At 71.0% G+C, this 14,668-nt stretch carries 10 protein-coding genes; 6 read left to right on the top strand and 4 right to left on the bottom strand.

Translation table 11 applies throughout. The features are described 5' to 3' along the window. Positions 1-10 precede the first annotated feature (10 nt). Together IEZ01_RS24350 and IEZ01_RS24345 are read right to left on the bottom strand one after the other, a co-directional pair. The gene (locus IEZ01_RS24350; RefSeq protein ID WP_189203765.1) at positions 11-1,156 is read right to left on the bottom strand and encodes a PQQ-dependent sugar dehydrogenase; all 1,146 of its coding nucleotides are present in this window, start codon (positions 1,154-1,156) and stop codon (positions 11-13) included. Positions 1,157-1,361: 205 nt separating this feature from the next. After that, positions 1,362-2,363 (bottom strand): aldo/keto reductase, encoded by a 1,002-nt coding sequence (locus IEZ01_RS24345; protein WP_052185689.1) that lies wholly within the window; start codon positions 2,361-2,363, stop codon positions 1,362-1,364. Between the two features lie 75 nt (positions 2,364-2,438). Here IEZ01_RS24345 and IEZ01_RS24340 point away from each other — a divergent pair, with 75 nt between their 5' ends. From IEZ01_RS24340 to serA, 6 genes are all read left to right on the top strand, one after another. Continuing rightward, positions 2,439-3,389, top strand: coding sequence for a 2-hydroxyacid dehydrogenase (locus tag IEZ01_RS24340; protein WP_189203763.1), 951 nt, complete (start codon positions 2,439-2,441; stop codon positions 3,387-3,389). A gap of 324 nt (positions 3,390-3,713) precedes the next feature. Next, positions 3,714-6,581 carry a putative bifunctional diguanylate cyclase/phosphodiesterase gene (locus IEZ01_RS24335; protein ID WP_189203761.1) on the top strand — a complete coding sequence of 956 codons (2,868 nt, stop codon included), beginning with the start codon at positions 3,714-3,716 and terminating at the stop codon, positions 6,579-6,581. 227 nt (positions 6,582-6,808) lie between these two features. Further along, a complete protein-coding gene (locus IEZ01_RS24330; RefSeq protein WP_028798013.1) occupies positions 6,809-8,695 on the top strand; it encodes an acetolactate synthase large subunit in 1,887 nt (628 codons plus the stop codon). Between the two features lie 18 nt (positions 8,696-8,713). Then, a complete protein-coding gene (gene ilvN / locus IEZ01_RS24325; protein ID WP_019889675.1) occupies positions 8,714-9,238 on the top strand; it encodes an acetolactate synthase small subunit in 525 nt (174 codons plus the stop codon). Between the two features lie 121 nt (positions 9,239-9,359). Further along, entirely contained in the window at positions 9,360-10,361 is a 1,002-nt protein-coding gene (gene ilvC, locus IEZ01_RS24320) for a ketol-acid reductoisomerase (protein WP_019889676.1), read from the top strand. Between the two features lie 237 nt (positions 10,362-10,598). Continuing rightward, complete coding sequence (gene serA, locus IEZ01_RS24315; RefSeq protein WP_019889677.1) at positions 10,599-12,188, top strand: phosphoglycerate dehydrogenase; 1,590 nt, start codon at positions 10,599-10,601, stop codon at positions 12,186-12,188. Between the two features lie 133 nt (positions 12,189-12,321). Here serA and IEZ01_RS24310 read toward each other — a convergent pair whose 3' ends face one another. Then, positions 12,322-13,500, bottom strand: coding sequence for a DUF1266 domain-containing protein (locus IEZ01_RS24310; RefSeq protein WP_189203759.1), 1,179 nt, complete (start codon positions 13,498-13,500; stop codon positions 12,322-12,324). Further along, a complete protein-coding gene (locus IEZ01_RS24305; RefSeq protein WP_229833194.1) occupies positions 13,491-14,666 on the bottom strand; it encodes a DUF1266 domain-containing protein in 1,176 nt (391 codons plus the stop codon). Before IEZ01_RS24305 ends, IEZ01_RS24310 begins: the two co-directional genes overlap by 10 nt. Positions 14,667-14,668 lie beyond the last annotated feature (2 nt).

The raw sequence follows: 14,668 nt of genomic DNA, 5'->3' as shown, positions 1-14,668 counted from the left end.
CTGCCGCCCCTCATTTCACCTCCACACGGAGGATCTTGTCGTCGCCGGGCTCGGGCGTGCCCCGGTTGTCCGTCTCGCTGGTCACCAGCCACAGGGCGCTGCCCCCCGCGGCCAGGACCGTTCTCAACCGGCCGTGCTTCTCTGCGAGGAACGCCTCGGGCTCCGCGGAACGTTCCGCTCCGGACAGCGGGATGCGCCAGAGCCGCTCGCCCCGCAGCCCGGCCATCCAGATCGAGCCCTGGGCGTAGGCGATACCGCTCGGCGAGGCCTCGGAGGTCCTCCACTGGGCCACCGGCTCGACGAACCCGGGCTTGGAGCCCGTGCCCTCCACCTCCGGCCAGCCGTAGTTCTTCCCCGGCTCGATCAGATTCAGCTCGTCCCAGGTGTTCTGCCCGAACTCGGCCGCCCACAGCCGCTTGTCCGAGTCCCAGGCCAGCCCCTGCACATTGCGGTGGCCGTAGGAGTAGACGACTGAGTCCGCCGAGGGATTGCCGTGCACGGGCTGCCCGTCCGGCGTCATCCGCAGGATCTTCCCGCCCAGCGACGCCTTGTCCTGGGCGAGGCCCGTGTCACCGGTCTCGCCCGTGCCCGCGTACAGCATCTTGTCCGGGCCGAAGGCGATCCGCCCGCCGTTGTGGATCGTCCCCTTGGGGATGCCCCGCAGCACCGTGTCCGGCGCGCCGAGCTGCTGCCCGGCCGGCTTGCGCTCGTCGTGCAGCATGCGCGCGATGCGGTTGTCCGACTCGGTGGTGAAGTAGGCGTAGATCTGGTGGTCCGAGGCGTACGAGGGCGAGACCGCGAGGCCCATCAGGCCGCCCTCGCCGGCCGGGGCCACGCCGGGCACCGAACCGAGCCGGGTCTGCTCACCGGTCTCGGCGTCGACGCGGGTGATCGTTCCCTCGTCGCGGGAGGAGACCAGCAGATCCCCGTCCGGCAGCGCCGCGAGACCCCACGGCGACTTCAGATCATTCGTGAGCGTGGACACCACGGTCGCCGAACCTTTGTCGGGCGGCGCGGAACGGGTCGGTCCGGGCGTGGTGGTGGCGGGGGCGGAGCCGCGCGGCGGGGAGCTCGTGGCGGCCGGCCCGGCCGGGCCGTCGCCCGACGCGCACCCGGCCACCGGCACCAGCAGGGCGGCGGCCAGCAAGGCCGTCACAGCAGGACGTTGCACAGTTCTGATCCCTTCCACAGCGCGGCGGGCCGGGCCGCCGAACAGGTGCCGAGCAGGTGCCGAGCGGATGCCGAGCGGCGCCCGTCAGACCTTCCGCCCAGGCTTTCGACTCAGGCCCTTCACTCATGCCTTTCACTCTTCATACACCGCTCGGAAGGATCAGGTTCCCGCCTTTCGCCGACCGCGCCGATCAGTCCCAGGACCCCCGCGGCGCCGGCAGCCCCGCGATCTCCGCCCGGTCCTCCGCCGTGAGCTCCAGCGAGGCCGCCCGGGCGTTCTCCACCGCCCACCGCTCCCGCTTGGTCCCCGGCACGGGCACCACATGCCGCCCCCGGGCCAGCACCCACGCCAGTGCCACCTGCGCCGGTGTGACGTCCTCGCCGTGCCGGGCGGCCACCCGCCGCAGCCCCGCCACCAGTGGCTGGTTCGCGGCCATCATCTCGGCCGTGAAGCGGGGATGCCGGGCCCGTGGATCGTCCGGCTCGAAGCCCCCGCCGGGCGTCAGCGTCCCGGTCAGATAGCCGTTCCCCAGCGGCATCGCCGCGAGGAACCCCACTCCCCGCGCCTCACACCACGGCAGCAGCCGGGCCAGCGCCTCCGGCGACCACACCGACAGCTCCGCCTGCACCGCGCTCACCGGGAAGACCTGCTGCACCCGCTCCAGCTGGCGGATCGTTCCGTCGTACAGCCCGCGGGCATCACCGCGCCGGGCCGCCCGCGCCCCCACGGCACACAGCCCAAGCGCCCGCACCTTGCCCGCCGTCACCAGCTCGGCCATCGCGCCCCAGGTCTCCTCGACCGGCACCTCCGGATCCGCCCGGTGCAGCTGGTAGAGATCGATCACATCCGTCTGCAGCCGCCGCAGCGAGGCGTCGCATGCCCGGCGCACATAGCCGGGCCGTCCGTTGGCCACGATGTGCTGGTCGCCCACGAGCAGGCCGCACTTGGTCGAGACGAACGCGTCGGCCCGCCGCTCCTTCAGCACCCGGCCGATCAGCAGCTCGTTGGTGAACGGCCCGTACATGTCGGCCGTGTCGAGCAGGGTCGAGCCCGCGTCGAGCGCCGCGTGCACCGCCCGCAACGAGCGGTCACCGCGCTGCTGGGAGGTGGTGTAGGCCCAGCTCATGGGCATGCAGCCGAGGCCTACCGCACCCACTTCGAGCGCCGCCGCCCCGATTGTCCTGCGCTCCAACTCCCCGTACCCCTCCCTGTTCCGCTCCCCAAAGTAACCAATGGGCGGCCGGATCCTTCGCATAGCCTCCAGGCCATGACTTCAGATGTGTGGCTCCCCATTCCGGCCGACGAGATCGACGGCCTCCCTGCACCCGCCGACGCGGGCCTGAACTACCGCTTCTGGGACGGCGGCCCCGACTTCCCGGCGGATCCGGCCCGTTGTGTCTTCTACGTCGTTCCGTACATGAAGGGCAGCGAGATCGCGGTGCGCCCGCTCGACGCGATGTCCGGAGTGCGCGTCGTACAGACACTTTCGGCCGGGATCGACCATGTGACCCCGGGACTCGGCCTGCTGCCCGCGGGCGTACGGCTGTGCAACGCCAAGGGCGTCCACGAGGCGAGCACCGCCGAGCTCACCCTCGCCCTGATCCTCGCCTCGCTGCGCGGCATTCCCGGCTTCGTACGCGGCCAGGACGCCGAGGAGTGGCGGGACGGCTTCTACCCGGCGCTCGCCGACAAGTCCGTGCTGATCGTGGGGTACGGATCGATCGGCGGCGCCATCGAAGACCGGCTCGCACCCTTCGAGTGCGCGCGGGTGGTGCGCGTCGCGCGCTCCGCCCGCACCACCGAGCGCGGCCCGGTGCACGCACTCACCGATCTGCCCGCCCTGCTGCCTCAGGCCGACGTCGTGGTGCTCTCCACACCGCTCACCCCGGACACCCGCCACCTCGCCGACGCCGGGTTCCTGGCCAGGATGAAGGACGGCGCCCTGCTGGTGAACGTGGCCCGCGGCCCGGTGGTGGACACCAAGGCCCTGCTGGCCGAGGCGGAGAGCGGCCGGATCACGGCGGCCCTCGACGTCACCGACCCGGAACCTCTGCCGCCCGGCCATCCTCTGTGGCACGCTCCCGGTGTTCTCATCAGCCCGCATGTCGGCGGCTCCACCTCGGCCTTCATGCCCCGCGCCAAGCGTTTGCTGGCCGGTCAGCTCACCCGGTTCGCCGCCGGGGAGCCGCTGCGCAACGTCGTGCTGACGACCGGGTAGCCACGCTCCGCAGCCGACCCGGTGCGGCGAGTGTCCGTAACTCTGATGATCGTCACGGAGCGTAGAGCGACCCTGTCGCTGAGTGACGGTCCTGGTGTATCGTCCCGATCGGGGGACTGCGTCGAGTACGGGATGACGCCGGGGAGCAAAGTGACGGGCCATCAGATTCCGAGGGGGGCGACGGGTGAAGAACGGCCGAAGGACCGGAGATCCGACGCGGGAGCCGCGTCGGCAACCCTCGCGTGCTGTGCCGGCGCGCCGACTGACACGACCGAACCGACCGAACCGGCCGGGGCACCCGGACACCGCCGCGGGGGTGTCCCCGTGAGCGCCCCCGGAGCGCTGATCCGCCGCCCGGCCACCGCCGGAGCCGGCGGCCCAGGAGACGCCATGGGCGGCACGGACGGCACGGGCGGGCCGCTGAGCGGGCTGACGGCCCAGCTGATGCTCGCCGGCGTCTGCGCCGGGTACGCCCTGGGCGCGCTGCTCGGCTGGGGATCGCCCTACTTCTCTCTGATCATGGGGGACTTCGGGCTCAGCGCCGCAGCCCTCGTCGCCTCCATCTCCTGCCTGCTGTACGCACGCGCGCGCGGCAGCCGGTTCCGGCCGGCCTGGCTGCTCTTCTCCTTCTCGTCCTTCATGGCGGCCGCGGGCAACGCCGTCTGGGGCTGGTACGAGGTCGTCCTCGGCCGCTCCGTCCCGAGCCCCTCGCTCGCCGACCTCTTCTTCCTGCTGTTCGCCCCACCCGCCATCGTGGGACTGCTCGTCCTCGCCAAGAGGCCCGTCACCCGCGCCGGCTGGGTCTGCCTCGCGCTCGACGCCTGGCTCATCGGCGGCTCCCTGCTCACGCTCTCCTGGAGCCTCGCCCTCGCGCACACCGCGCACATCGACGGAGAGCCCGTCGCCCGCGCCGCGCTCTCGCTCGCCTACCCACTGCTCGACATCGTTCTCGTCAGCATGGTCCTCGCCCTCCACTTCCGCCGCTCACAGACCAACCGGTCCGCCATCAACACCGCCATCGCCGGACTCGCCCTCACCGTGCTCTGCGACGCCCTGTTCACCTCGCCCCTGCTGCGCCAGAGCTACAGCTCCGGCCAGCTCCTCGACGCCGGATGGTTCGCCGGCTCGCTGATCCTGGCCTACGCCCCCTGGGGCGTACGGCGCAACGAGATGCCCGGCCCGCAGCGCGGGCAGCGCCTCGCCAGCCGCCCCATCGCCGGCTCGCTCGCCGCACTCACGCCCTATCTCGCCGCCGCCGTCTGCACGCTCGGCATCCTCTACAACGTGGTCGAGGGGCGCAGAGTGGACCGCGTCGTGGTCCTCACGGGCTGTACGGTCGTCCTCGCCCTCGTCGTACGCCAGGGCATCATGCTGCTCGACAACATCGCGCTGACCCACGAACTGGCCCAGAAGGAGAACCACTTCAGGTCTCTCGTGCAGGGCTCCAGCGACGTCATCATGATCGCCGCGCCCACAGGCATACTGCGCTACGTCAGCCCGGCCGCCGCCGGGGTCTACGGCCGCGAGGCCGAGGACCTGATCGGCTCCGAGCTGGCCTCGCTCATCCACCCCGAGGACCTCGGCAGCGTGGTCCACGAAGTACGGCGGTTTCTGGCCGCTCCTCCTTCGGAGGAGCCCACGACCCGCATCGAATGCCGCTTCCGCTCCGGCACGGGCGAGTGGCTCAACGTCGAGTCCACCGTCAACCGCCACCAGGGCGGCCTGATCTTCAACAGCCGTGACGTCACCGAACGGGTCCGCCTCCAGGCCCAGCTGCGGCACAACGCCGAACACGACCCGCTCACCGACCTGCCCAACCGCGCCCTGTTCACCGAACGGGTCCGCAAGGCCCTCGGCGGCCGCCGCGCGGGCGACGCCGGCACTGCCGTCCTCTTCATCGACCTGGACGGCTTCAAGGGCGTCAACGACCGCCTCGGCCACCAGGCCGGCGACGAACTCCTCATCCAGGCCGCCCGCCGCCTCCAGGACTCCGTACGGGCCGGGGACACCGCCGCCCGGCTCGGCGGCGACGAATTCGCCGCGCTCATCCTCGGCGACGGCGGCCACGACCGGTCCGCCCGCGAATACCAGGTCCACGAGATCGCCGACCGCCTCCGGCTCACCCTCTCCCAGCCGTACCGCATCGACGGCACCGAGGTCCGGGTCGCCGCGTCCATCGGCGTCGCCTTCGCCGAGCCCGGCATCAGCGCCGGCGACCTGCTGCGCAACGCGGATCTGGCCATGTACCGCGCGAAGGCCGCGGGCAAGGACCGGGTCGAGATGTACGCTCCGCAGATGCAGGCCGAAGTGGTACGCCGGACCGAACTGGCCGCCCGGCTGCGCACGGCTCTCCACGACGGCGAGTTCGCGCTGCTGCACCAGCCGGTGGTCGATCTGGCCACCGGACGGATCTCCGCGGTCGCCGCCCAGGCCCGCTGGCGCTCGGCCCAGGGCATCCTCTTCACCCCGGCCGAATTCATGCGGGTCGCCGACGCCTCCGAGACCCCCGAGGCCGACCGCACCGCCGAGCTCGGCCGCTGGCTCCTGGAGCAGGCCGTCGAGCAGGCGGCCGAGCGGGCCAGGCTCGGCCATCACACGCCCGTCTCCGTCCGCCTCTCGGCCCGCCGCCTCCTCGACCGGTCCCTGCCGCTCAACTCCATCGAAGCCCTGCTCACCCGGCACGGCCTGCCCTCAGGGGCGCTGATGATCGAGCTCGCCGACAGCGACCCCAGGATCTCCTTCGACGAGCTGGAGCACCGCCTCGTGGCGTTGCGCAGGCTCGGCGTACGGATCGCCCTGGACGGCTTCGGCAGCGGCTACGCGGCCATCAACGCGCTCCGCCGCCTCCCCGTCGACGTACTGAAACTGGACAGGGGCCTCGTCGAGGGAGTGGTCGAGTCCGCCCGGCTCCACAAGATCACCAGCGGCCTGCTGCGGATCGCCCGCGATCTCGGGATGCAGTCCGTGGCCGACGGCGTCGACCTGCCCGAGCAGGTCCTCGCCCTGCGGGCCATGGGCTGCACCCACGGCCAGGGCATGGCCTTCTCCGGGCCGCTCGACGAGTACCGGCTGCGGCGCGTCCTCGTGCGCGACGAGTACCCGGTGCCCGGCGGCGTCGCCCTGCCCGTTCTCAGTGGCGGATCCCTTCCCCCGATCCGCTCAAATAATGAGACGCCCGTCCCACCCACTTGACAGTGCCCGGGCGTGAGGGGGAGGGTCATTGCCATGCGCACCCGAATTCTCGTACTTGGAAAGCGCGTCGGCTGAAGCAGGGGCCACGACGGCCCGGCTTGAACGCACCCGACGCGCTCCCCTCGCTTGCCTCACGGCACGAGGGGTTTTTTGTTGCACTGGCACTCGTCAAAACCAGCTAAAACCTCGCGAAACCCTCAGCGAAAACCCTCAGCTTCGAGAAGAGAATGCCGATGACCGAGCAGGCCACCGGGGCCCACCATCCGCAGCCGCGGGCCCGTACCGGCGGACAGCCCTCCGCCACCGTTGAGCACGTCACGGGCGCGCAGTCCCTCATCCGTTCTCTCGAGGAAGTGGGGGCCGACACCGTCTTCGGCATCCCCGGCGGCGCCATCCTCCCGGCGTACGACCCGATGATGGACTCCACCAAGGTCCGTCACATCCTGGTCCGCCACGAGCAGGGCGCGGGCCACGCCGCGACCGGCTACGCCCAGGCCACCGGCAAGGTCGGCGTCTGCATGGCGACCTCGGGACCCGGCGCCACCAACCTGGTCACCCCGATCGCCGACGCCCACATGGACTCCGTCCCGCTGGTCGCGATCACCGGCCAGGTCTCCTCCAAGGCCATCGGCACGGACGCCTTCCAGGAGGCGGACATCTGCGGCATCACGATGCCGATCACCAAGCACAACTTCCTGGTCACCAGGGCCGAGGACATCCCGAAGACGATCGCCGAGGCGTTCCACATCGCCTCCACCGGCCGCCCTGGCCCGGTTCTGGTCGACATCGCCAAGGACGCCCTCCAGGCGAAGACCACCTTCAGCTGGCCGCCCGTCCTGGACCTGCCCGGCTACCGCCCGGTCACCAAGCCGCACGCCAAGCAGATCCGCGAGGCCGCCAAGCTGATCACGTCCGCCAAGCGGCCCGTGCTGTACGTCGGCGGCGGCGTCCTGAAGGCCGGCGCCACGGCCGAGCTGAAGGTCCTCGCCGAGCTGACCAACGCGCCGGTCACCACCACGCTGATGGCGCTGGGCGCCTTCCCGGACAGCCACCCGCTGCACGTCGGCATGCCCGGCATGCACGGCGCGGTCACCGCCGTCACCGCGCTCCAGAAGGCCGACCTGATCGTCGCCCTCGGTGCCCGCTTCGACGACCGCGTCACCGGCAAGCTGGACAGCTTCGCCCCCTTCGCCAAGATCGTCCACGCGGACATCGACCCGGCCGAGATCGGCAAGAACCGCGCCGCCGACGTCCCGATCGTCGGTGACGCCCGCGAGGTCATCGCCGACCTGGTCCAGGCCGTCCAGGCCGAGCACAGCGAGGGCAACGCCGGGGACTACACCGCCTGGTGGCAGGACCTCAACCGCTGGCGCGAGACCTACCCGCTCGGCTACGAGACCCCCGACGACGGCAGCCTCGCCCCGCAGCAGGTCATCCAGCGCATCGGACAGCTCGCCCCCGAGGGGACGATCTTCGCGGCCGGTGTCGGCCAGCACCAGATGTGGGCCGCCCACTTCATCGACTACGAGAAGCCGGCCACCTGGCTGAACTCCGGCGGCGCCGGAACGATGGGCTACGCGGTCCCGGCGGCCATGGGCGCCAAGGCCGGCATGCCGGACCGGGCGGTCTGGGCGATCGACGGCGACGGCTGCTTCCAGATGACCAACCAGGAGCTCGTGACCTGCGCGCTCAACGGCATCCCGATCAAGGTCGCGATCATCAACAACGGCGCGCTGGGCATGGTCCGCCAGTGGCAGACCCTGTTCTACAACGAGCGCTACTCCAGCACCGTCCTGCACGCCGACGAGACCGGCCACCACACCACCGGCTCTCAGGTCGGCGCGAGCCAGGCGCCCCGCAAGGGCACCCGCGTCCCGGACTTCGTCAAGCTGTCCGAGGCCATGGGCTGTGTCGCCCTGCGCTGCGAGGACCCGGCCGACCTGGACAAGGTCATCGCCGAGGCCAACGCCATCAACGACCGCCCGGTCGTCATCGACTTCATCGTCCACGAGGACGCCCAGGTCTGGCCCATGGTCGCCGCCGGCACCTCCAACGACGAGGTCATGGCCGCCCGTGGCGTCCGCCCCGACTTCGGCGACAACGAAGACGACTGAGAGAGAGCAGAAAGAAACATGTCCAAGCACACGCTCTCGGTCCTGGTCGAGAACACCCCCGGCATCCTGGCCCGGATCGCCGCGCTGTTCTCCCGCCGTGGCTTCAACATCGACTCGCTCGCGGTCGGTGTCACCGAACACCCCGACATCTCCCGCATCACCATCGTGGTCAATGTCGAGGACCTGCCGCTGGAGCAGGTGACCAAGCAGCTCAACAAGCTGGTCAACGTCCTGAAGATCGTCGAACTCGAGCCCAGCGCCGCGATCCAGCGCGAGCTCGTCCTGGTGAAGGTCCGCGCCGACAACGAGACCCGCTCCCAGATCGTCGAGATCGTCCAGCTGTTCCGCGCCAAGACCGTGGACGTCTCGCCCGAGGCGGTCACCATCGAGGCCACCGGTTCGAGCGACAAGCTCGACGCGATGCTCAAGATGCTGGAGCAGTTCGGTATCAAGGAGCTCGTGCAGTCCGGAACGATCGCCATAGGGCGCGGCGCCCGGTCCATCACGGACCGTTCGCTGCGGGCCCTCGACCGCAGCGCCTGACCTCGACGCCAGACGTGAACCGCCGGCCCGTCCGGCGGTCCGGCTGGCGAGACCCGAAAACCTCCCTCACCTTCCCCGCCGTACGGTGGGACGCAACATCAGCACACCAAGGAGATTCCCAGTGGCCGAGCTGTTCTACGACGCCGACGCCGACCTGTCCATCATCCAGGGCCGCAAGGTCGCGGTCATCGGTTACGGCAGCCAGGGCCACGCCCACGCGCTGTCGCTCCGTGACTCGGGTGTCGACGTTCGGGTCGGTCTGCACGAGGGCTCCAAGTCCAAGGCGAAGGCCGAGGAGCAGGGTCTGCGTGTCGTGACGCCCGCCGAGGCCGCCGCCGAGGCCGACGTCATCATGATCCTGGTGCCGGACCCGATCCAGGCCCAGGTCTACGAGGAGTCCATCGCCCCGAACCTGAAGGACGGCGACGCCCTCTTCTTCGGCCACGGCCTGAACATCCGCTACGGCTTCATCAAGCCGCCGGCCGGTGTCGACGTCGCCATGGTCGCCCCCAAGGGCCCGGGCCACCTGGTCCGCCGCCAGTACGAGGAGGGCCGCGGCGTTCCGTGCATCGCCGCCGTCGAGCAGGACGCCACCGGCAACGCCTTCCCGCTGGCGCTCTCGTACGCCAAGGGCATCGGCGGCACCCGCGCCGGCGTCATCAAGACCACCTTCAAGGAGGAGACGGAGACCGACCTGTTCGGTGAGCAGGCCGTCCTCTGCGGTGGCACCGCGGCGCTGGTCAAGGCGGGCTTCGAGACCCTGACCGAGGCCGGCTACCAGCCGGAGATCGCCTACTTCGAGTGCCTCCACGAGCTGAAGCTGATCGTGGACCTGATGTACGAGGGCGGTCTGGAGAAGATGCGCTGGTCGGTCTCCGAGACCGCCGAGTGGGGCGACTACGTCACCGGACCGCGGATCATCACCGACGCCACCAAGGCCGAGATGAAGAAGGTCCTCGCCGAGATCCAGGACGGCACCTTCGCCAAGGAGTGGATGGCGGAGTACCACGGCGGTCTGAAGAAGTACAACGAGTACAAGACCCAGGACGAGAACCACCTCCTGGAGACCACCGGCAAGGAGCTGCGCAAGCTCATGAGCTGGGTGGACAACGACGAGGCGTAAGCCCTTGGGGCCGGGGTCGGACATGGTGTCCGGCCCCGTCGCCCTTCCTTGGACAACCAGTCCAACCACGGACGGGTGATCCTGCCAACGAGGCGCATGAAGCGCGCTGCCTCAGCACTACACTGCTCAACAACATTCGCGTCAGGCCCACAGCGTCGTGCGCTTTCACGCGGCAAGCCCCCTCCACCGCCTGCGGCCGTCGGGACGGCCGTCCGCACTGGACCTGTGAGGACTCACGTGAGCTCGAAACCTGTCGTACTCATCGCTGAAGAGCTGTCGCCCGCCACCGTTGACGCGCTGGGCCCGGACTTCGAGATCCGGCACTGCAACGGCGCGGACCGCGCCGAACTCCTGCCCGCCATCGTCGACGTGGACGCGATCCTGGTCCGCTCCGCGACGAAGGTCGACGCCGAGGCCATCGCCGCCGCGAACAAGCTGAAGGTCGTCGCCCGCGCCGGCGTCGGTCTGGACAACGTCGACGTCTCCGCCGCCACCAAGGCGGGCGTGATGGTCGTCAACGCGCCGACCTCCAACATCGTCACCGCCGCCGAGCTCGCCTGCGGTCTGCTCGTCGCCACCGCGCGCAACATCCCGCAGGCCAACACCGCACTGAAGAACGGCGAGTGGAAGCGCTCGAAGTACACGGGCGTCGAGCTGAGCGAGAAGACCCTCGGCGTCGTCGGCCTCGGCCGCATCGGCGTCCTGGTCGCTCAGCGCATGTCCGCCTTCGGCATGAGGATCGTGGCGTACGACCCCTACGTGCAGCCCGCGCGCGCCGCCCAGATGGGCGTCAAGCTGCTCTCGCTCGACGAGCTCCTCGAGGTCGCCGACTTCATCACCGTGCACCTGCCCAAGACCCCCGAGACGGTCGGTCTGATCGGCCACGAGGCGCTGCACAAGGTCAAGCCGAGCGTCCGGATCGTCAACGCCGCGCGTGGAGGGATCGTCGACGAGGAGGCGCTGTACTCCGCCCTCAAGGAGGGCCGGGTCGCCGGCGCGGGCCTCGACGTGTACGCGAAGGAGCCCTGCACGGACTCCCCGCTCTTCGAGCTCGACCAGGTCGTCTGCACCCCGCACCTCGGCGCGTCCACGGACGAGGCCCAGGAGAAGGCTGGTATCGCGGTCGCCCGTTCCGTGCGCCTCGCGCTCGCCGGTGAGCTGGTCCCGGACGCGGTCAACGTCCAGGGCGGTGTCATCGCCGAGGACGTGAAGCCGGGCCTCCCGCTTGCCGAGCGCCTCGGCCGGATCTTCACCGCCCTCGCCGGCGAGGTGGCCGTCCGCCTCGATGTCGAGGTGTACGGCGAGATCACCCAGCACGACGTCAAGGTGCTCGAACTCTCCGCGCTCAAGGGTGTGTTCGAGGACGTGGTCGACGAGACCGTGTCGTATGTCAACGCGCCGCTGTTCGCCCAGGAGCGCGGCGTCGAGGTCCGGCTGACCACCAGCTCCGAGTCGCCCGACCACCGCAACGTGGTCACCGTCCGCGGCACGCTCTCGGGCGGCGAGGAGGTCTCGGTCTCCGGCACGCTGGCCGGCCCCAAGCACCTGCAGAAGATCGTCGCCATCGGCGACTACGACGTGGACCTGGCGCTGGCCGAGCACATGGTCGTGCTGCGCTACGAGGACCGCCCCGGTGTCGTCGGCACGGTCGGCCGGATCCTCGGCGAGGCCGGCCTCAACATCGCCGGCATGCAGGTCGCGCGGGCCGAGGAGGGCGGCGAGGCCCTCGCGGTCCTCACCGTGGACGACACCGTCCCGGCGAACGTGCTGGCCGAGCTCGCCGCCGAGATCGGTGCCACCTCGGCCCGTTCGGTGAACCTGGTCTGACCCCGCACCACCCGTACCCGGTTTCTGGACGTCCGTCTTACACGGAAGTCCAGGAGCCGGGTACGGTGCTGTCGCCCACCCGTACGAGCGCTTCCAGGGGCTGTGGGAGAAGGGTTGACGCCCGCCCGTGGACTCAGCGCCAGGGGATGTGCCGCCAGGGACTGCCCTCGTGCTCCGACAGGATGCGGTGGGCGGTGACGTTCTGCTCGTAGAAGTGGCCGTACTCCTCCTCGTCGAAGCGCAGCACCCTGCCCAGCGCGTACCCGGCGGAGAACTCCTCCCACGAGCCGTACGACGCCTTGCTGAGCGCACCCGCGTGGACGATCGCCTGCTCGGCCTCGGCCGGGTCGCAGAAGCGGGCCGACAGGCCCCAGCGGGCGAGGTTGACGGCCCGTCCGTAGTCGTACGCGACGGTGGTGCGGACCCTGCCGTCCGGCGGCAGCAGGCCGTCGGCGCGGAAGCGGGCCTCGTAGCGGAGGATGCGGCGCACCAGCTCCTCGATGTGGCGGACGGCCCCCGGCCCCGCGCCCAGGTCCTGGACATGGCCGGCGGCCGTCTCGCGCCACAGGTCGGGCGAGGGCAGCTCCCCGAACCTGGCCCGCAGGCCTCCACGGACCCGGAGGGTGTAGTCGGGCTCCGCCGGGCTGTTGCGCGCCTCCAGCAGGGCCGTCAACTGCCGCTGCCAGCCCTCGCGGTCGGTGATGCCCCAGGAGTCGCGGAGCGTTTCGAGTTCGTCGCTGTAGCCGAGGTAGGCCGTGCCGACCTCGTTCCACGGCACGCCGTTCCTGATCGCGAGATGGGCGCCGCAGGCCAGGCCGTAGGCGAGCGGCCCGTGCAGGGCGCCGTGCCGCAGCGCGAGCAGCCGGTCCGCGGAGGCCCGGTCGTTCTCTGCGTAGTACCGCAGCCACAGCGCCCGGTGCTGAGGCGTCGTCTGGAGCAGGAGCTGGGCCGGGGTGCCGCTGTTCACGGCGAGCAGCTGCTGTGGATCGCGCCAGCGGAACTCGGCGATCCACTTCAGCGAGACGCTGTGGTACACCCACTCGGGATGCCACGGCGTCAGCAGGCCGCGGGTGAGCACCGGGCGGACGTTGTGCCCGGTCTCGGTGATGCCGGCGCGCCACGTGATCATGTCGGGGGTCGCGTCGACCTCGGCCTTGGAGGCCAGGATGTAGAGGGTCGTCCCGGCCAGGACCCGGAGCTGGGTCTCGAGGTCGCCCCGTGCGCCGGCCTCGTACAGCAGGTGTTCGGTCTCCGAGGGCGGTGTCCAGGGCGCGCCGTACGTGAAGCCGGGGTGCTGCGGGTTCATGACCATGGGATGTTCCGGTAGGGGCTCGCGGGGTCGTGGGTGAGGGCGTGGTGGATGGCGAGGGATTCGCGGTACATCTCCTCCGGGTCGCCCTCGTCGAAGTGGATCAGCCGGGTGAGGACATAGCCGAGGGAGAACTCCTCCCACGAGCCGTACAGCGGGCGGGCGGCCTCGCCGATCCGCAGCACGGCCTGCTCGGCCTCGGCCGGATCGCACAGGCGCGCGCCGAGAGCGAGCCGGACGACGTTCACCGCGCGGCCGTGGTCGAAGGCGGCCAGAGTGTCGACCCGCCCCTCGGGCGGAAGGACCCCGTCCGCGCGGAAGCGCTGTTCGTAGTGGGCGATCCGGCGCAGGAACTCACCCGCCTCCCGGACCGACTCGCCCGACGCGCCGTGCCGGCTCAGGCCCTCCGCGACGCTCCGGGACCACTCGTCGTGCGTGGGCGCCCGGCCCAGGCGTACGGCCAGCGTCCGCCGCGCCCGCAGGAGGGACTCGGGGACGCGGCCGACAAGCTTGGTGGCGATCAGGCTGTCGAGGGTTTCGCGGTAGCCGGCGCGGTGGGTGACGCCCCAGGGGCGGCGCAGCCGTGCGCGGTCGGTCCCGAAGTCCTCGTAGGCGGCGCCGAGAGTGTTCCACACCAGGCCGTTGAGGACGGCGAGATGGGCGCCGAGAGCGAGCCCGTGGGCGAGCGGTCCGAGCAGATGGCCTCCGCCGTGGGTGAGCAGCCGGACGCCGGCCGGACCGTCGGAGCGCGCGGCGGCCGCCAGCCACTTCTGGCGGTCGGCGGGCCGTGCCCGGAGCGTGGTGGCGTACGGGGTGTCCTGGTTGACCGCCAGCCGCCACTTGCTGTCCGGCCAGGACTGCGCGATCCGGTCGAGCGTGGTCTGCTGGAACACCCACTCCGGATGCCACGCGGGCAGCATGCCCTCGGTCAGGACGGGGATCACCGTGCGGCGGGTCGCGTCGTCGCGGTGGGGCGCCGGACGCGGGATGAAGCCGGGCGTGTCCGCGTGCAGCCGGGGGACGAGGAAATAGAGCCGGACACGCGAGAGCACGTCGATCACGGCCGCCTCGTCCCCGCGGGCCACCGCCTCGTACAGCAGCCCTTCACCGGCCGTGGGCGGCGCACCCGCGCCGCCCGCCGTCATACCCGCCACCGCCCCCGCATGCATGG

The sequence above is a fragment of the Streptomyces purpureus genome (assembly GCF_014648195.1).
In the GTDB taxonomy this organism is placed as follows: domain Bacteria; phylum Actinomycetota; class Actinomycetes; order Streptomycetales; family Streptomycetaceae; genus Streptomyces; species Streptomyces purpureus.
Note: the sequence above shows the minus strand (reverse complement) of the source record. Positions and strands in the feature narration are given on the sequence as shown.

Bases quoted from the DNA above. Each gene is read 5' to 3' on its own strand.
- IEZ01_RS24340 (WP_189203763.1), top strand. From the start codon at position 2,439: ATGACTTCAGATGTGTGGCTCCCCATTCCGGCCGACGAGATCGACGGC.
- ilvN (WP_019889675.1), top strand. From the start codon at position 8,714: ATGTCCAAGCACACGCTCTCGGTCCTGGTCGAGAACACCCCCGGCATC.
- IEZ01_RS24305 (WP_229833194.1), bottom strand. From the start codon at position 14,666: ATGCATGCGGGGGCGGTGGCGGGTATGACGGCGGGCGGCGCGGGTGCG.
- IEZ01_RS24330 (WP_028798013.1), top strand. From the start codon at position 6,809: ATGCCGATGACCGAGCAGGCCACCGGGGCCCACCATCCGCAGCCGCGG.
- IEZ01_RS24310 (WP_189203759.1), bottom strand. From the start codon at position 13,500: ATGGTCATGAACCCGCAGCACCCCGGCTTCACGTACGGCGCGCCCTGG.